The following is a 17348-nucleotide window of genomic DNA, read 5'->3' as shown; positions in this document are numbered from 1 at the left end:
CCATCAAGACGCCTTCGCCAGCTCCTTCACCAGCGGTAGCATTATCCGCATAACATCACGGCAGCGGCGTTCTATTCTTCCAGGAAGTGCCTTATCAATATGCTGTTGATTATCCAGTCTTACATCATGCCAGCTGGTTCCCTCAGGGAATGCGGCTGTTTTTGCGCGTTGCTGATAACCGTCTTTATTTCCCAGATTCCAGTTTGTCGCTTCCACCGAAAGTACGGCAATACCGGCTTTGTCGAAAACTTCGGCGTCATTACAACATCCGGTGCCTTTGGGATAATTTTTATTTAGACCCGGATTGGTCGTGGCGGCAATTCCATGACTACGGGCAATTGCCAGTGCCCTGTCGCGCGTTAATTTCCTTACTGCTTCAGGGGTTTTTACGCCACTGTTGAAATACAATTTATCGCCGACAATTAAGTTATCGAGATTAATCACCAGCAGCGTATTTTTCTTTTCGGTGTCACTCATCCGCTTGAGTAAATTCTCAGCGCCTAATTTCCCTTCCTCTTCGCCACTGGTCGCCACAAATCGAATACCATACTCGGTAGGCGTATTTTTCAGGCGTTCTGCCAGTTCCAGCATGACACCTAAACCTGCGGCGTTATCATCCATTCCTTGTAATGTCAGCCCGCCGAGATTGGCATCGGCGTCAGCATCGCTCTGCGGGGCGTAGGTATCCAGATGTGCCATAATAATGATCTGCTGCGGCGCTTTGCCTTCATGGGCGGCAATCACCGTACTTCCCGTCACGTTATGCCAGTTCTTGCGATTATCGCGGGCGGTATAAATATATCGGCTATTAAATGTCCGAATATCACTGCGATAACCCATTTGCTGAAACTGTTGGCGAATATAATCGGCAGATAACATTTCTGCGGGTGTTCCGGTCATGCGTCCCGGAAAGAAAGTGGCAATATGTCGCGCCTGTGTATTGGCAAAATCACCAGGTTTAGGTGACGATGCGTGTACGGGGAGAATAAAGCATACGCCGAGCGCCAGGGCAGCGGTACGGTGGCGCAATGCGGAAAACATAGTGAGTCCTTAAATACCATGCAAATTTTTTACCGCCATAGTATGAAACTGCCGCTGCGCTAAAACAATTTCAAATCTTCCTAAATGCCCGAAATCCGGAGCCTTAAGCACTTTTTGATATTAGCTTTGCCAAATCGTTATTCCGTTAAGGAACTACTCATTCTAATTGGTAATTTCATTCGTTCTCTTACGCTCCCTATAGTCGAAACATCTGATGGCAAGAAAATAGCGGTATTGCAAAGGAACGGTTATGGATCAAAAACGACTTACTCACCTGCGGCAACTGGAGGCGGAAAGCATCCACATTATTCGCGAGGTGGCTGCAGAATTCTCAAATCCGGTGATGCTCTACTCTATCGGTAAAGATTCCAGCGTCATGCTGCATCTGGCGCGCAAGGCGTTTTATCCAGGTACGCTGCCTTTCCCATTGCTGCATGTTGATACTGGCTGGAAATTCCGCGAGATGTATGAGTTCCGCGATCGCACGGCTAAAGCCTACGGCTGCGAGTTGCTGGTGCATAAAAATCCGGAAGGCGTGGCAATGGGGATTAATCCATTCGTGCACGGCAGCGCCAAACATACCGACATCATGAAAACTGAAGGTCTGAAGCAGGCACTGAACAAATACGGTTTTGATGCCGCCTTCGGTGGTGCACGCCGTGACGAAGAAAAATCCCGCGCTAAAGAGCGTATCTACTCTTTCCGTGACCGCTTTCATCGTTGGGATCCAAAAAATCAGCGCCCGGAGCTGTGGCACAACTACAACGGGCAAATTAACAAAGGCGAAAGTATCCGCGTCTTCCCGCTTTCCAACTGGACCGAACAGGATATCTGGCAGTACATCTGGCTGGAAAATATCGACATTGTTCCGCTGTATCTCGCCGCTGAACGTCCGGTTCTGGAACGCGACGGTATGTTGATGATGATTGATGACAACCGTATCGACCTGCAACCCGGCGAAGTGATTAAAAAACGGATGGTGCGTTTCCGCACGCTGGGCTGCTGGCCGCTGACCGGCGCGGTGGAGTCAAATGCGCAAACACTGCCGGAGATCATCGAAGAGATGCTGGTTTCCACCACCAGTGAACGTCAGGGCCGCGTGATTGACCGCGACCAGGCAGGGTCTATGGAGCTGAAAAAACGTCAGGGGTATTTTTAAGATGAACACCGCACTTGCACAACAAATCGCCAATGAAGGTGGCGTCGAAGCCTGGATGATCGCGCAACAGCATAAAAGCCTGCTGCGTTTTCTGACCTGCGGCAGCGTCGATGACGGCAAAAGTACCCTGATTGGTCGCCTGCTGCACGATACCCGCCAAATCTATGAAGATCAGCTCTCATCACTGCATAACGACAGTAAGCGTCACGGCACCCAGGGCGAAAAACTGGATCTGGCATTGCTGGTGGATGGTCTGCAAGCTGAGCGCGAGCAGGGCATCACCATTGATGTGGCATACCGCTATTTTTCTACCGAGAAGCGTAAATTTATTATCGCCGACACTCCTGGGCACGAACAGTATACCCGCAATATGGCGACCGGCGCGTCAACATGTGAGCTGGCGATCTTGCTGATCGATGCCCGTAAAGGCGTGCTCGATCAAACCCGACGCCACAGTTTTATCTCCACGCTGTTGGGGATCAAACATCTGGTCGTGGCGATCAACAAAATGGATCTGGTGGATTACAGCGAAGAGACGTTCACCCGCATTCGTGAAGACTACCTGACTTTCGCGGAACAATTACCGGGCAATCTGGATATCCGCTTTGTGCCACTCTCCGCGCTGGAAGGCGATAATGTGGCTTCGCAAAGTGAAAGTATGCCGTGGTACAGCGGTCCGACACTGCTCGAAATGCTGGAAACCGTAGAGATCCAACGAGTGGTGGATGCCCAGCCAATGCGCTTCCCGGTGCAGTACGTTAACCGCCCGAATCTTGATTTTCGTGGCTACGCCGGAACGCTGGCCTCTGGCAGCGTGAAAGTCGGGCAACGTGTCAAAGTGCTCCCCTCTGGCGTGGAGTCAAACATTGCGCGGATCGTTACTTTTGATGGCGATCGCGAAGATGCCTTTGCCGGAGAAGCGATCACTCTGGTGCTGACGGATGAGATCGACATCAGCCGTGGCGATCTGCTGCTGGCGGCAGACGAAGCGTTACCGGCAGTGCAGAGCGCGTCGGTGGATGTGGTATGGATGGCGGAACAACCGCTTTCCCCAGGCCAAAGTTACGACATCAAAATTGCCGGGAAGAAGACGCGAGCCCGTGTTGATGGCATTCGCTATCAGGTTGATATTAATAACCTTAATCAACATGAAGTTGAAAACCTGCCGCTGAACGGCATTGGCCTGGTGGATCTCACCTTTGATGAGCCGTTGGTGTTAGATCGTTATCAGCAAAACCCGGTTACCGGCGGGCTGATTTTTATCGATCGCCTGAGCAACGTGACCGTGGGTGCCGGTATGGTGCATGAGCCGAAAAACGAGGCCGCCGTTGCGCCGTCGGAATTTAGCGAGTTCGAGCTGGAACTGAATGCGTTAGTGCGCCGCCATTTCCCTCACTGGGGCGCGCGCGATTTGCTGGGAGATAAATAATGGCGCTGCATGACGAAAACGTCGTCTGGCATAGCCATCCGGTCACTGTGCAACAACGCGAGCAACACCACGGTCATCGTGGTGTTGTGCTGTGGTTTACCGGCCTCTCTGGTTCAGGGAAATCGACAGTTGCCGGGGCGCTGGAGGAGGCGTTACATAAACTTGGTGTCAGTACGTATTTGCTGGACGGCGACAACGTTCGCCACGGTTTATGCAGCGATCTCGGTTTTAGCGATGCCGATCGTAAAGAAAATATCCGCCGCGTCGGTGAAGTAGCAAATTTAATGGTTGAAGCCGGACTGGTGGTGCTGACTGCATTTATTTCCCCACATCGCACTGAGCGCCAGATGGTTCGTGAACGTGTAGGAGAAGGGCGATTTATCGAAGTGTTTGTCGATACGCCGCTGGCGATTTGCGAAGCTCGCGATCCAAAAGGCTTGTATAAAAAAGCGCGCGCCGGTGAACTGCGTAACTTTACCGGAATAGACTCCGTTTACGAAGCGCCTGAATCGGCAGAAATTCATCTCAATGGTGAACAATTAGTAACAAATTTGGTTCAGCAATTATTAGATCTACTGAGACAGAACGATATTATCAGATCCTGAGACACCACCGGGTTTCCATGCCCGGTTCGTCAAAGTAACAGGATCAGATATGCGTAATAGCCATAACATTACACTAACAAATAGTGAAAGCCTTACTGAGGATGAAGAAACCACATGGTCGCTGCCAGGTGCTGTGGTCGGTTTTGTCTCCTGGCTGTGTGCGCTGGCGATACCGATGTTGATTTATGGCTCTAACACGCTGTTCTTCTTTATCTATACCTGGCCTTTCTTTCTGGCGCTGATGCCCGTCGCGGTGGTGGTGGGTATTGCGCTGCATTCATTGATGGACGGAAAGCTACGCTACAGTATTGTTTTCACCCTGGTGACTGTCGGCATTATGTTTGGTGCTCTGTTTATGTGGTTGCTGGGCTAATTTGTTCTTTCCCGTCTACTCTGTTCATAATTCAAACCGTAACCAATAATGAGATTATGTTCTGCACGCCCTGGGTATACGTAACAATGGACAAATGTGGTACATTTGCCCGCGTTGTCGCGGTATCCCCAACAGAGGATGTAGAGTCGTCTTCGGATGCATGGGATGAAGATGCCGTTTTTCAGGGGGCAGGATGGGTAAACTAACGCTGCTGTTGCTGGCTATTCTGGTCTGGCTACAGTATTCGCTGTGGTTCGGTAAGAACGGTATACATGACTATACCCGCGTCAATAATGATGTGGCGGCACAGCAAGCTACAAACGCAAAACTTAAAGCGCGAAACGATCAGCTTTTTGCCGAAATTGACGATCTCAATGGCGGTCAGGAGGCGCTCGAAGAGCGAGCGCGTAATGAACTCAGCATGACCAGGCCGGGCGAAACTTTTTATCGTCTGGTGCCTGACGCGTCGAAACGCGCACAGTCTGCGGGGCAAAACAATCGATAAATCAGCCCAGGAATTAACATGGCAACCACTCATTTGGATGTTTGCGCCGTGGTTCCGGCGGCCGGATTTGGCCGCCGAATGCAAACGGAATGTCCTAAGCAATATCTCTCTATCGGTAATCAAACCATTCTTGAACACTCGGTACATGCGCTGCTGGCGCATCCCCGGGTGTCGCGTGTCGTCATTGCTATAAGCCCTGGCGATAGTCGTTTTGCACAACTTCCTCTGGCAAATCATCCGCAAATCACCGTTGTTGACGGTGGCGAAGAGCGTGCTAATTCCGTGCTGGCGGGTCTGAAAGCCGCAGGTGACGCGCAGTGGGTGTTGGTGCATGACGCCGCACGCCCTTGTCTGCATCAGGATGACCTTGCGCGTCTGTTAACTCTGAGCGAAACCAGCCGCACGGGGGGGATTCTCGCTGCGCCGGTGCGCGATACCATGAAACGCGCCGAACCGGGCAAACATGCGATTGCTCATACCGTTGATCGCAACGGTTTATGGCACGCGCTGACGCCGCAATTTTTCCCTCGTGAGCTGTTACATGACTGCCTGACGCGTGCTTTAAATGAAGGCGCTACCATTACCGATGAAGCCTCGGCGCTGGAATACTGCGGTTTTCATCCACAGCTGGTCGAAGGCCGTGCGGATAACATTAAAGTCACGCGCCCGGAAGATTTGGCGCTTGCCGAATTTTACCTCACCCGAACCATCCATCAGGAGAATACATAATGCGAATTGGACACGGTTTTGACGTACATGCCTTTGGCGGCGAAGGCCCAATTATCATTGGTGGCGTGCGCATTCCTTACGAAAAAGGGCTGCTGGCGCATTCTGATGGCGACGTGGCGCTCCATGCGCTTACCGATGCATTGCTTGGTGCAGCGGCGCTGGGGGATATCGGCAAGCTGTTCCCGGATACCGATCCGGCATTTAAAGGAGCAGACAGCCGCGAGCTGCTGCGTGAAGCCTGGCGACGCATTCAGGCGAAGGGGTATACCCTCGGAAACGTCGATGTCACTATCATCGCTCAGGCACCGAAAATGCTGCCGCACATTCCACAAATGCGCGTGTTTATTGCTGAAGATCTCGGCTGCCATATGGATGATGTTAACGTGAAAGCCACTACTACGGAAAAACTCGGATTTACCGGCCGTGGGGAAGGGATTGCCTGTGAAGCGGTGGCGCTACTCATTAAGGCAACAAAATGATTGAGTTTGATAATCTCACTTACCTCCACGGTAAACCGCAGGGAACCGGGTTGCTGAAAGCGAACCCGGAAGATTTTGTGGTGGTGGAAGATTTAGGCTTTGAGCCTGATGGTGAAGGTGAGCATATTCTGGTGCGCATTCTTAAAAACGGCTGCAATACCCGTTTTGTGGCTGACGCGCTGGCGAAATTCCTGAAAATCCATGCGCGTGAAGTCAGCTTCGCCGGGCAGAAAGACAAACATGCAGTGACGGAACAGTGGTTATGCGCTCGCGTTCCGGGCAAAGAGATGCCCGATCTGAGCGCCTTTCAACTGGAAGGTTGCCAGGTGCTGGAGTATGCGCGCCACAAGCGTAAACTGCGTTTAGGGGCGCTGAAAGGCAACGCCTTTACCCTGGTGCTGAGAGAAGTGAGCAATCGCGATGACGTTGAACAGCGACTGATCGATATTTGCGTGAAAGGTGTACCGAACTACTTTGGCGCGCAGCGTTTCGGTATTGGCGGTAGTAACCTGCAGGGCGCGCTGCGCTGGGCGCAAACCAATACTCCGGTACGCGATCGCAATAAACGCAGTTTTTGGTTGTCGGCAGCACGTAGCGCGATGTTTAATCAGATTGTTGCTGAGCGCCTCAAAAAAGCAGAAGTTAATCAAGTTGTTGACGGCGATGCGCTACAATTAGCCGGGCGCGGCAGTTGGTTTGTTGCAACTAACGAAGAACTGGCGGAATTACAGCGTCGCGTCAACGATAAAGAGCTGATGATTACCGCAGCTTTGCCCGGTAGCGGCGAGTGGGGAACCCAACGTGAGGCGCTGGCATTCGAACAAGCAGCCGTGGCCGAAGAAACTGAATTGCAAGCATTACTGGTGCGCGAAAAAGTTGAAGCCGCGCGCAGAGCGATGCTGTTATATCCGCAACAATTAAGCTGGAACTGGTGGGATGACGTCACCGTAGAAATCCGTTTCTGGCTTCCGGCGGGAAGTTTTGCGACCAGCGTTGTCAGGGAACTTATCAACACAACAGGTGATTATGCGCATATTGCTGAGTAATGATGACGGGGTACATGCACCCGGTATACAAACGCTGGCGAAAGCCTTGCGTGAGTTTGCTGATGTTCAGGTGGTCGCCCCGGATCGTAACCGCAGCGGCGCTTCAAATTCCCTGACGCTGGAATCCTCCCTGCGTACGTTTACCTTTGAAAATGGTGATATCGCTGTGCAAATGGGCACCCCGACCGACTGCGTCTATCTTGGCGTGAACGCACTGATGCGTCCACGTCCGGATATTGTGGTTTCGGGCATTAACGCTGGCCCCAATTTGGGGGATGATGTGATCTATTCTGGTACGGTGGCTGCCGCGATGGAAGGCCGTCATTTAGGTTTTCCGGCGCTGGCTGTTTCGCTTGACGGGCATAAACATTATGACACTGCTGCGGCGGTAACTTGTTCCATTTTGCGCGCACTGTGTAAAGAGCCGCTGCGCACCGGGCGCATTCTCAATATTAATGTACCGGATTTACCATTGGATCAAATCAAAGGTATTCGCGTGACGCGCTGCGGTACACGACATCCGGCAGATCAGGTGATCCCGCAGCAAGATCCACGCGGCAATACGCTGTACTGGATTGGCCCACCGGGCGGTAAGTGCGATGCTGGTCCGGGAACCGATTTTGCTGCGGTAGATGAGGGATATGTCTCCATCACGCCGCTGCATGTGGATTTAACTGCGCATAGCGCGCAAGATGTGGTTTCAGACTGGTTAAACAGCGTGGGAGTTGGCACGCAATGGTAAGCAGACGCGTACAAGCACTTCTGGATCAGTTACGTGCGCAAGGTATTCAGGATGAGCAGGTGCTGAATGCACTCGCCGCCGTGCCGCGTGAAAAATTCATTGATGAAGCGTTTGAACAAAAGGCCTGGGACAATATCGCGTTGCCGATAGGTCAGGGGCAGACAATTTCGCAGCCGTATATGGTGGCGCGAATGACCGAATTACTTGAACTGACGCCGCAGTCGCGGGTGCTGGAAATCGGCACCGGTTCGGGATATCAAACGGCAATCCTGGCGCATCTTGTCCAGCATGTATGTTCGGTCGAACGGATTAAAAGCTTGCAGTGGCAGGCGCGTCGTCGCCTGAAAAATCTTGATTTACATAATGTTTCAACCCGTCACGGCGATGGATGGCAAGGTTGGCAAGCACGTGCGCCGTTTGACGCTATCATTGTAACGGCAGCACCGCCTGAAATTCCTACTGCGCTAATGACGCAACTGGATGAAGGCGGGATTCTCGTCTTGCCGGTCGGGGAAGAGCACCAGTATTTGAAACGGGTGCGTCGCCGTGGGGGCGAATTTATTATCGATACCGTAGAGGCCGTGCGCTTTGTCCCTTTAGTGAAGGGGGAGCTGGCTTAAAGTGCGAGAGAATACCTGGAATTTTCCTGGTTATTTTGCAGCAAGTCAGCGTATCGTGAACATCTTTTCCAGTGTTCAGTAGGGTGCCTTGCACGGTAATTATGTCACTGGTTATTAATCAATTTTTCCTGGGGGATAAATGAGCGCGGGAAGCCCAAAATTCACCGTTCGCCGTATTGCGGCTTTGTCACTGGTTTCGCTATGGCTGGCTGGCTGTTCTGACACATCGAATCCACCGGCACCAGTTAGTTCCGTTAATGGCAATGCGCCGGCAAATACCAATTCAGGTATGTTGATTACGCCGCCGCCGAAAATGGGAACGACATCTACAGCGCAGCAACCGCAAATTCAGCCGGTACAGCAGCCACAAATTCAATCTACGCAACAACCACAAATCCAGCCGGTACAGCCTGTCGCTCAGCAACCGGTGCAAATGGAAAATGGGCGTATCGTCTACAACCGTCAGTACGGGAATATTCCGAAAGGCAGTTATAGCGGTAGTACCTATACCGTGAAAAAAGGCGACACACTTTTCTATATTGCCTGGATCACTGGCAACGATTTCCGCGATCTCGCCCAACGCAATAATATTCAGGCACCATACGCGTTGAACGTCGGTCAGACCTTACAGGTTGGCAACGCCTCCGGTACGCCAATCACTGGCGGAAATGCTATTACCCAGGCGGATGCAGCAGAGCAAGGAGTTGTGATCAAGCCTGCACAAAATTCCACCGTTGCTGTTGCGTCGAAACCGACAATTACGTATTCTGAGTCTTCGGGTGAACAGAGTGCTAACAAAATGTTGCCGAACAACAAGCCAACTGCGACCACGGTCACAGCGCCTGTAACGGTGCCAACAGCAAGCACAACCGAGCCGACTGTCAGCAGTACATCAACCAGTACGCCTATCTCCACCTGGCGCTGGCCAACTGAGGGCAAATTGATTGAAACCTTTGGCGCTTCTGAGGGGGGCAACAAGGGGATTGATATCGCAGGTAGCAAAGGACAGGCAATTACCGCGACCGCAGATGGCCGCGTTGTTTATGCCGGTAATGCGCTGCGCGGTTACGGTAATCTGATTATCATCAAACATAATGATGATTACCTGAGTGCCTACGCCCATAACGACACAATGCTGGTCCGGGAACAACAAGAAGTGAAGGCGGGGCAAAAAATAGCAACCATGGGTAGCACCGGAACCAGTTCAACACGATTGCATTTTGAAATTCGTTACAAGGGGAAATCCGTAAACCCGCTGCGTTATTTACCGCAGCGATAATTCGGCGGAACCAGGCTGTTGCTTGAGCGTTCCGTCAAGGGATCACGGGTAGGAGCCACCTTATGAGTCAGAATACGCTGAAAGTTCATGATTTAAATGAAGATGCGGAATTTGATGAGAACGGAGTTGAGGTTTTTGACGAAAAGGCCTTAGTAGAAGAGGAACCCAGTGATAACGATTTGGCCGAAGAGGAACTGTTATCGCAGGGTGCCACACAGCGTGTGTTGGACGCGACTCAGCTTTACCTTGGTGAGATTGGTTATTCGCCACTGTTAACGGCCGAAGAAGAAGTTTATTTTGCGCGTCGCGCACTGCGTGGAGATGTTGCCTCCCGCCGCCGGATGATTGAGAGTAACTTACGTCTGGTGGTAAAAATTGCCCGCCGTTATGGCAATCGTGGTCTGGCTTTGCTGGATCTTATCGAAGAGGGCAACCTGGGGCTGATCCGCGCGGTTGAGAAGTTTGACCCGGAACGTGGTTTCCGCTTCTCAACATACGCAACATGGTGGATTCGTCAGACGATCGAACGGGCGATTATGAACCAAACCCGTACTATTCGTTTGCCGATTCACATCGTAAAGGAGCTGAACGTTTACCTGCGAACCGCACGTGAGTTGTCCCATAAGCTGGATCACGAACCGAGTGCGGAAGAGATCGCAGAGCAACTGGATAAGCCAGTTGATGACGTCAGCCGTATGCTTCGTCTTAACGAGCGCATTACCTCGGTAGACACCCCTCTGGGTGGTGATTCCGAAAAAGCGTTGCTGGACATTCTGGCCGATGAAAAAGAGAACGGTCCGGAAGACACCACGCAAGATGACGATATGAAACAGAGCATCGTCAAATGGCTGTTCGAGCTGAACGCCAAACAGCGTGAAGTGCTGGCACGTCGATTCGGTTTGCTGGGGTACGAAGCGGCAACACTGGAAGATGTAGGTCGTGAAATTGGCCTCACTCGTGAACGTGTTCGCCAGATTCAGGTTGAAGGCCTGCGCCGTCTGCGTGAGATTTTGCAGACTCAGGGGCTGAATATCGAGGCGCTGTTCCGCGAATAAGCAAGCATCTGTCAGAAAGGCCAGTCTCAAGTGAGGCTGGCCTTTTTCTTTTGTATCATCCGTCCTGAATAGCGTTGATGGTGACGCCGACTTCTGACAGTAAACTGGTGTGCGAACCCCGATGTCTTTATGAAGAAATTCATGACCGATATTGGCAATAGCGGATCTGAACCAGAGCTGATCCTTATCCTGACTGGATTAACTATTTAATTTTATAAAACGATAACCGTCCGCTTTTCGGCGATCCGGTATCAATATAAATCTGGTTAGCGAATGTCTGAATGTTATCAAACATCATATGTCCAAATATAAAATAATCAGCACCGTTTATTTTTTGTAACTCGCCATTAAGCGACTTCTGCTCGCGTTCAACAGGCCAGAGTAATTCGCTTTCCGCGATTTCTTTGCCAAATTGATATTCATTACCCGGATAATCTGCATGTGCGATGACATATTTTATAATATCGTTACTCAATTCGATAATATGCGGGAGATGATGAAATCTCAGCAACAGATCTATTGCTTCTTTTTGCTCTGAATCATTTAAATCAAAAAACCAGCCGCCGCCGCTGGCTAACCACATATTGCCATCACCGGTTGCGAATGCATCAAGCGCCATCGCTTCGTGGTTGCCTTTCACGGAGGTAAACCAGGGTTGGTTTAACAGGCGTAGCACGTTAAGACTCTCCGACCCACGATCAATATTATCGCCTGTGGAAATAAGTAAGTCTGTTTCGTGACAAAAAGATAATTCATGCAAACGGGATTGTAATAATTGATAGTCACCATGAATATCACCAACAGCCCATATATGGCGGTAGTGATGAGCATCAATTTTTTGATAGCGTGTTGATGGCATGATTTACCCTGTAAAATAATCTCTACTATTATACAGGGTATTTTTATTAGATTCGTCAGTTGTCGTTAATATTCCCGATAGTAAAAGGCTATCGGGAATTATTTTTACACCAGACTCTTCAACCGATAAATCCACTCCAGCGCCTGACGCGGAGTCAGAGAATCTGGATCGAGATTTTCCAGTGCTTCGACCGCTGGCGAGGTTTCTTCCGGCACAGAAAGTAGCGACATTTGCGTACCATCTACCTGTGTAGCGGCAGCATTCGGCGAAATGCTTTCCAGCTCACGCAGTTTCTGTCGCGCACGTTTGATCACCTCTTTCGGTACACCTGCCAGCGCAGCAACCGCCAGACCGTAGCTCTTACTCGCCGCGCCATCCTGCACGCTATGCATAAAGGCAATGGTGTCGCCGTGCTCCAGTGCATCGAGATGCACGTTGGCGACGCCTTCCATTTTTTCCGGTAACTGGGTCAGCTCGAAATAGTGGGTGGCAAACAACGTCAACGCTTTAATCTTATTCGCCAGATTTTCCGCGCACGCCCACGCCAGCGACAGGCCATCGTAAGTGGACGTCCCGCGCCCAATCTCATCCATCAACACCAGACTGTACTCGGTGGCGTTATGCAGAATATTAGCGGTTTCGGTCATCTCCACCATAAAGGTTGAACGTCCGGAAGCCAGATCATCCGCTGCGCCAACACGGGTGAATATGCGATCGATCGGTCCAATCTCGACTTTTTGTGCCGGTACGTAACTGCCAATATACGCCATCAGCGCAATCAACGCGGTCTGGCGCATATAGGTACTTTTACCACCCATGTTCGGACCGGTGATGATCAACATGCGACGCTGAGGCGACAGATTTAGCGGGTTAGCGATAAACGGCTCATTCAGCACCTGTTCAACCACCGGATGGCGACCTTCGGTAATGCGAATGCCGGGTTTATCGATAAAGGTCGGGCAGGTGTAGTTCAGGGTATATGCGCGTTCCGCCAGATTTACCAGTACGTCCAGTTCTGCCAGCGCGCTCGCACTCTGTTGTAACGCTTCCAGATGCGGCAACAGCAGGTCGAACAGCTCCTCATAAAGCTGTTTTTCCAGCGTCAGTGCTTTACCTTTTGAAGTCAGTACTTTGTCTTCGTACTCTTTCAGCTCCGGAATAATGTAACGTTCGGCGTTTTTCAGCGTCTGGCGGCGCATATAGTTGATTGGCGCCAGATGGCTTTGCCCACGGCTGATTTGAATGTAGTAGCCGTGCACCGCATTAAAGCCGACTTTCAGCGTGTCCAGACCGGTACGTTCACGCTCGCGGATTTCCAGACGCTCCAGATAATCGGTCGCACCGTCAGCCAGCGCACGCCACTCATCCAGTTCTTCGTTATAGCCTGGAGCGATGACGCCACCGTCGCGTACCAGCACTGGCGGTGTCTCGATAATTGCCCGCTCCAGCAGGTCACGCAGCTCGGCAAACTCGCCCATTTTCTCACGCAGCGCCTGTACTGGTGCGCTATCGATATTTTCTAACTGTGCGCGCAGTTCCGGCAGTTGCTGGAAGGCATGACGCATACGAGCCAGATCGCGCGGGCGAGCAGTGCGTAACGCCAGGCGTGCCAGAATACGCTCCAGATCGCCGACCTGCCGTAGTACCGGCTGTAACTCGGCGGTGAAATCCTGCAATGCGCCAATAGTTTGCTGACGCTCAAGCAACACACGGGTGTCGCGCACCGGCATATGCAGCCAGCGTTTCAGCATACGGCTACCCATCGGTGTGACGGTGCAATCGAGCACGGAAGCCAATGTATTTTCCGCACCGCCCGCCAGATTCTGGGTAATTTCCAGGTTACGACGTGTCGCAGCATCCATAATGATGCTGTCCTGCTCACGTTCCATAGTGATAGAACGAATATGCGGCAGGGTCGTGCGTTGGGTATCTTTTGCATACTGTAACAGGCAACCGGCAGCACAAAGCCCGCGAGGCGCGTTCTCGACGCCAAAACCGACAAGATCGCGGGTGCCAAATTGCAGGTTCAACTGCTGGCGCGCGGTGTCGATTTCAAACTCCCACAGCGGACGACGGCGCAGGCCGCGACGACCTTCAATTAACGACATCTCGGCGAAATCTTCTGCATAAAGCAGTTCCGCCGGATTGGTGCGTTGCAGTTCTGCCGCCATCGTTTCGCGGTCAGCCGGTTCGCTCAGACGAAAACGGCCGGAGCTGATATCCAGCGTCGCGTAACCGAAACCTTTGCTGTCCTGCCAGATAGCCGCCAGCAGATTGTCCTGACGCTCCTGTAGCAGGGCTTCATCGCTGATCGTGCCCGGCGTGACGATACGGACAACTTTGCGCTCAACCGGCCCTTTGCTGGTAGCCGGATCGCCGATTTGTTCACAAATCGCAACCGACTCGCCTTGATTCACCAGTTTGGCGAGATAGTTTTCCACTGCATGGTAGGGAATACCCGCCATCGGGATCGGCTCGCCCGCAGATGCGCCGCGTTTAGTCAGTGAAATATCCAGCAGCTGCGACGCTCGTTTTGCGTCGTCATAAAACAGCTCGTAAAAGTCACCCATCCGGTAGAACAGCAGGATCTCAGGATGTTGGGCTTTCAGCTTGAGGTACTGCTGCATCATCGGAGTATGGGCGTCGAAATTTTCTATTACACTCATGGAGTTAGATCCGGTTCCCTGATGTTAAATGTAGTGTGATGGTTTTTATTTTCGTTGTAATCACATAAGGCGCACATGATACCGGAGTTAATCATTTCAGGGGAAGACGCGAAAGGTGAGTTCTTGATGTCGGTTCCGGTAAAAATGCTGTTTTGCAGCGTTTGCTTGTTGACTGTGAAGAAGGGGCGCAACATTGCCTGATTGAAGAAATCTCCTCCTTCAGAGCCATAGTCCCCTTTAAATTTAAGTTGTAATATAAATACACCTTAAGAGTATGGAGGCAGCATGTCCGGCAAGCGTATCTCTCGTGAAAAACTGACGATTAAAAGAATGATCGATCTTTATCAAGCGCAATGCCCGCAGGCGTCAGCGGAGCCGGGGCATTACGATGCGCTGTTTGCTTACGCGCAAAAGCGGCTGGATAAATGTGTGTTTGGCGAAGAGAAACCGGCCTGTAAGCAGTGCCCGGTGCACTGTTATCAGCCTGCGAAGCGTGAGGAGATGAAGCAGATTATGCGTTGGGCAGGGCCGCGAATGCTGTGGCGTCATCCGATCTTAACCGTGCGTCATCTGATTGATGATAAGCGTCCGGTGCCGGAATTGCCGGAAAAATATCGTCCGAAGAAACCACGTGAATAGCGTGCCGGATAGATCTTCCTGTCCGGCACTCCAGACAATTAAACCAACGCCGCTTTATCAATTCCCAGCCGTTTCATCCGTGACAGCAGGGTCGTGCGTTTTAGCCCCAGACGTTGCGCAGCGCCTTTCGGACCCGCGACTACGCCGTTCGTCTCTTTTAATACGCGAACAATCAGTTGATATTCATCTTCGCCTTCCTGAGCGACGACCGTTGCAGCAGGCGGCGTTTCAGGTTCTGGCAGTGAGATATCGGGTAAAGAGAGTTGTAGAACATTACCGCGAGTCAGCAGTACCGCGCGCTCAATAACATTTTCCAGTTCGCGCACGTTACCCGGCCATTCCATGTTGCTCAATATGCGCAGTGTCTCGGCAGGAATGCTGTCGATATTGCGCCCCAGTCGGCGGGCAATTTTGAAGGTAAAGGCTTTCGCCAGCAGCGGAATATCTTCCGGGCGCTCGCGTAACGGCGGCAGGTGGATCGGGAAGACGTTCAGGCGGTAATAGAGATCGCTACGGAACTCGCGGTCGGCGACCATTTTTTTCAGATCGCGATTAGTTGCGGCGATTAAACGCACGTCTGTCTGAATGATTTTGTTGCTGCCGAGGCGTTCAAACTCCTGCTCCTGCAATACGCGCAGCAACTTCGGCTGTAACTCCAGTGGCATATCACCCACTTCATCGAGGAACAGCGAGCTTTTATCCGCCAGTTCAAAACGACCGATGCGCTGGGCGCTGGCACCAGTAAAGGCACCACGTTCATGACCAAACAGATCGCTTTCCAGTAATCCGGCAGGCATCGCCGCGCAGTTCATTTTCACCATGCGACGATTGTTACGCCCACTCAGATTGTGAATTGCGCGGGCGATTAGCTCTTTTCCTGTGCCAGTTTCACCAAGAATGAGTACGGTACTGTCGCTTTGCGCCACCATCTCAACCTGTTTGAGCACGCTGTACATGCTTTCGCTGCGACCAATAATCTCGCCAAACTCACTATCCACATTGTTGAGTTGTTCAGTCAGGGCGAGGTTTTCATCAACCAGCCGCTCTTTCAGACGGTGGATTTCCTGGTAGGCGAGTGCATTATCGACGGCGATTGCCACTCGTTCGGCAATCTGGCGCAGCAAACTCAGGTTGGTGGTGGTAAACGTTTTCTCTTCGCACTGTGCCAGTTTCAGCACGCCCAGCATGGTATTGCCAGACATCAACGGCAGCAGGCACAGCGTCTGGATCTGGTTGCCCCAGGTATCAAACAACATGCGTTCGTAGGGGGCTAAATCATCCCGCTCGTGGAGATTAATCAGCAGCATCTCTTTGCTTTTAAATACGCGCTCGGTGAGGGTTCCGGCCTCATCAACTTCACTCTGTTCGTGAGTGGGATGCTGTTTATCGAGATAGTGAGTGGAGTAGACGTTGAGTTTGTTTTTGCGGTGACTACGTAAAACGATACTGATATCGTCGATATCGAAGTAGTAGTGGATCTCTTTCGCCACTTCGCTGACCAGTTCGTCCATATCCAGGCGGGAGAGTACCGCATTGGTGATGGCGACCAGAATGCGGAAGTTATCCCGTTCCCGACATAACAGTTCGTAGTCGACATTGTTGATGATGCGGCTCTGAATTTGCTCGGTGACAACAGAAACAATCTGCGTAAAGGTTTGCAGGCGATTGAACTCTTTTTCGCTCCACGGGCGATCGTCATAACGAATAAATTCACAGCCGCCAAAAATATGTCCTTCCGCTGCCTGTGGCATCAGGCAATAGTGACCAAATTTAGGGTATAGCCCGCTTGTGGCCAGTTGCGGCCAGGTTTCACAAAATTCTTCGTAGCTGCAATGCAGCGTATCAGGACGCGACAAAATGCTACGCACCGGCCCATGCGCCAGAACGGTTTCGTCTTCGTATTTTATTGGAGTTTCTTTGTCACGCGACGCGTAATAAGTCGCACGTTGAGTCTGCGCTTGCCACAACACAATCGCCGCGTTGTCGGCGAGCGCAGAACGCTTTACCAGTTGCGAAAGAGCCTCACACAGCGAGGCCAGATCGGGCTGCTGCAATAGTGTCCGAGTGATGTCGAACAACCCTTGTTGCCCGAGATCACTCATCGGTGTATACGACATGTTGT

At 51.7% G+C, this 17348-nt stretch carries 17 protein-coding genes; 13 read left to right on the top strand and 4 right to left on the bottom strand.

What is annotated here, in order from left to right; translation table 11 throughout:
- Positions 1-3: 3 nt before the first annotated feature.
- Positions 4-1041, bottom strand: coding sequence for an alkaline phosphatase isozyme conversion aminopeptidase (iap, locus tag WC5_RS19740; RefSeq protein WP_016231405.1), 1038 nt, complete (start codon positions 1039-1041; stop codon positions 4-6).
- Between the two features lie 250 nt (positions 1042-1291).
- Here iap and cysD point away from each other — a divergent pair, with 250 nt between their 5' ends.
- The 12 genes from cysD to rpoS all read left to right on the top strand — a co-directional run bounded on the left by cysD (position 1292) and on the right by rpoS (position 11062).
- Entirely contained in the window at positions 1292-2200 is a 909-nt protein-coding gene (cysD, locus tag WC5_RS19745) for a sulfate adenylyltransferase subunit CysD (RefSeq protein ID WP_000372392.1), read from the top strand.
- Between the two features lies 1 nt (position 2201).
- Positions 2202-3629, top strand: a complete 1428-nt coding sequence (gene cysN, locus WC5_RS19750) for a sulfate adenylyltransferase subunit CysN (RefSeq protein ID WP_016231404.1) — start codon at positions 2202-2204, stop codon at positions 3627-3629.
- Complete coding sequence (gene cysC / locus WC5_RS19755) at positions 3629-4234, top strand: adenylyl-sulfate kinase (RefSeq protein ID WP_001173685.1); 606 nt, start codon at positions 3629-3631, stop codon at positions 4232-4234. The genes cysN and cysC overlap by 1 nt, the downstream gene beginning before the upstream one ends.
- A 49-nt stretch (positions 4235-4283) precedes the next feature.
- A complete protein-coding gene (locus tag WC5_RS19760) occupies positions 4284-4607 on the top strand; it encodes a DUF3561 family protein (protein WP_001246115.1) in 324 nt (107 codons plus the stop codon).
- Positions 4608-4800: 193 nt separating this feature from the next.
- A complete protein-coding gene (gene ftsB / locus WC5_RS19765) occupies positions 4801-5112 on the top strand; it encodes a cell division protein FtsB (RefSeq protein ID WP_000517479.1) in 312 nt (103 codons plus the stop codon).
- A gap of 18 nt (positions 5113-5130) precedes the next feature.
- Positions 5131-5841, top strand: a complete 711-nt coding sequence (gene ispD, locus WC5_RS19770; protein ID WP_000246150.1) for a 2-C-methyl-D-erythritol 4-phosphate cytidylyltransferase — start codon at positions 5131-5133, stop codon at positions 5839-5841.
- Positions 5841-6320, top strand: coding sequence for a 2-C-methyl-D-erythritol 2,4-cyclodiphosphate synthase (gene ispF, locus WC5_RS19775; protein ID WP_001219242.1), 480 nt, complete (start codon positions 5841-5843; stop codon positions 6318-6320). The genes ispD and ispF overlap by 1 nt, the downstream gene beginning before the upstream one ends.
- On the top strand, positions 6317-7366 hold the full coding sequence (truD, locus tag WC5_RS19780; protein WP_000568941.1) for a tRNA pseudouridine(13) synthase TruD: 1050 nt from the start codon (positions 6317-6319) through the stop codon (positions 7364-7366). The genes ispF and truD overlap by 4 nt, the downstream gene beginning before the upstream one ends.
- The gene (gene surE, locus WC5_RS19785) at positions 7347-8108 is read left to right on the top strand and encodes a 5'/3'-nucleotidase SurE (RefSeq protein ID WP_001295182.1); all 762 of its coding nucleotides are present in this window, start codon (positions 7347-7349) and stop codon (positions 8106-8108) included. Before truD ends, surE begins: the two co-directional genes overlap by 20 nt.
- Positions 8102-8728, top strand: coding sequence for a protein-L-isoaspartate O-methyltransferase (pcm, locus tag WC5_RS19790; protein ID WP_000254704.1), 627 nt, complete (start codon positions 8102-8104; stop codon positions 8726-8728). The genes surE and pcm overlap by 7 nt, the downstream gene beginning before the upstream one ends.
- Before the next feature lie 139 nt (positions 8729-8867).
- A complete protein-coding gene (gene nlpD / locus WC5_RS19795; RefSeq protein WP_001272602.1) occupies positions 8868-10007 on the top strand; it encodes a murein hydrolase activator NlpD in 1140 nt (379 codons plus the stop codon).
- 62 nt (positions 10008-10069) lie between these two features.
- A complete protein-coding gene (gene rpoS / locus WC5_RS19800; RefSeq protein WP_000081550.1) occupies positions 10070-11062 on the top strand; it encodes an RNA polymerase sigma factor RpoS in 993 nt (330 codons plus the stop codon).
- A gap of 202 nt (positions 11063-11264) precedes the next feature.
- Here rpoS and pphB read toward each other — a convergent pair whose 3' ends face one another.
- The gene (gene pphB, locus WC5_RS19805; protein WP_001141278.1) at positions 11265-11921 is read right to left on the bottom strand and encodes a protein-serine/threonine phosphatase; all 657 of its coding nucleotides are present in this window, start codon (positions 11919-11921) and stop codon (positions 11265-11267) included.
- Positions 11922-12025: 104 nt separating this feature from the next.
- Positions 12026-14587, bottom strand: a complete 2562-nt coding sequence (mutS, locus tag WC5_RS19810) for a DNA mismatch repair protein MutS (RefSeq protein ID WP_000110912.1) — start codon at positions 14585-14587, stop codon at positions 12026-12028.
- A 285-nt stretch (positions 14588-14872) separates the two neighbouring features.
- Here mutS and WC5_RS19815 point away from each other — a divergent pair, with 285 nt between their 5' ends.
- On the top strand, positions 14873-15226 hold the full coding sequence (locus WC5_RS19815; protein WP_000015504.1) for a nitrous oxide-stimulated promoter family protein: 354 nt from the start codon (positions 14873-14875) through the stop codon (positions 15224-15226).
- Between the two features lie 38 nt (positions 15227-15264).
- Here the strand turns inward: WC5_RS19815 and flhA are convergent, their stop codons facing one another.
- Positions 15265-17343, bottom strand: a complete 2079-nt coding sequence (gene flhA, locus WC5_RS19820) for a formate hydrogenlyase transcriptional activator FlhA (RefSeq protein WP_010352002.1) — start codon at positions 17341-17343, stop codon at positions 15265-15267.
- Between the last annotated feature and the right edge of the window lie 5 nt (positions 17344-17348).

Origin of the sequence: Escherichia sp. KTE114, from assembly GCF_000407765.1 — a bacterium.
GTDB classification, from domain to species: Bacteria; Pseudomonadota; Gammaproteobacteria; order Enterobacterales; family Enterobacteriaceae; genus Escherichia; species Escherichia ruysiae.
Note: the sequence above shows the minus strand (reverse complement) of the source record. Positions and strands in the feature narration are given on the sequence as shown.

What these genes read in the sequence shown, in the direction of transcription:
- cysD (WP_000372392.1), top strand. Translation starts at nt 1,292, where the DNA reads ATGGATCAAAAACGACTTACTCACCTGCGGCAACTGGAGGCGGAAAGC.
- nlpD (WP_001272602.1), top strand. Translation starts at nt 8,868, where the DNA reads ATGAGCGCGGGAAGCCCAAAATTCACCGTTCGCCGTATTGCGGCTTTG.
- pphB (WP_001141278.1), bottom strand. Translation starts at nt 11,921, where the DNA reads ATGCCATCAACACGCTATCAAAAAATTGATGCTCATCACTACCGCCAT.
- ispD (WP_000246150.1), top strand. Translation starts at nt 5,131, where the DNA reads ATGGCAACCACTCATTTGGATGTTTGCGCCGTGGTTCCGGCGGCCGGA.
- flhA (WP_010352002.1), bottom strand. Translation starts at nt 17,343, where the DNA reads ATGTCGTATACACCGATGAGTGATCTCGGGCAACAAGGGTTGTTCGAC.
- surE (WP_001295182.1), top strand. Translation starts at nt 7,347, where the DNA reads ATGCGCATATTGCTGAGTAATGATGACGGGGTACATGCACCCGGTATA.
- ispF (WP_001219242.1), top strand. Translation starts at nt 5,841, where the DNA reads ATGCGAATTGGACACGGTTTTGACGTACATGCCTTTGGCGGCGAAGGC.
- ftsB (WP_000517479.1), top strand. Translation starts at nt 4,801, where the DNA reads ATGGGTAAACTAACGCTGCTGTTGCTGGCTATTCTGGTCTGGCTACAG.
- cysN (WP_016231404.1), top strand. Translation starts at nt 2,202, where the DNA reads ATGAACACCGCACTTGCACAACAAATCGCCAATGAAGGTGGCGTCGAA.
- mutS (WP_000110912.1), bottom strand. Translation starts at nt 14,587, where the DNA reads ATGAGTGTAATAGAAAATTTCGACGCCCATACTCCGATGATGCAGCAG.
- truD (WP_000568941.1), top strand. Translation starts at nt 6,317, where the DNA reads ATGATTGAGTTTGATAATCTCACTTACCTCCACGGTAAACCGCAGGGA.
- WC5_RS19815 (WP_000015504.1), top strand. Translation starts at nt 14,873, where the DNA reads ATGTCCGGCAAGCGTATCTCTCGTGAAAAACTGACGATTAAAAGAATG.
- iap (WP_016231405.1), bottom strand. Translation starts at nt 1,041, where the DNA reads ATGTTTTCCGCATTGCGCCACCGTACCGCTGCCCTGGCGCTCGGCGTA.
- rpoS (WP_000081550.1), top strand. Translation starts at nt 10,070, where the DNA reads ATGAGTCAGAATACGCTGAAAGTTCATGATTTAAATGAAGATGCGGAA.
- cysC (WP_001173685.1), top strand. Translation starts at nt 3,629, where the DNA reads ATGGCGCTGCATGACGAAAACGTCGTCTGGCATAGCCATCCGGTCACT.
- WC5_RS19760 (WP_001246115.1), top strand. Translation starts at nt 4,284, where the DNA reads ATGCGTAATAGCCATAACATTACACTAACAAATAGTGAAAGCCTTACT.
- pcm (WP_000254704.1), top strand. Translation starts at nt 8,102, where the DNA reads ATGGTAAGCAGACGCGTACAAGCACTTCTGGATCAGTTACGTGCGCAA.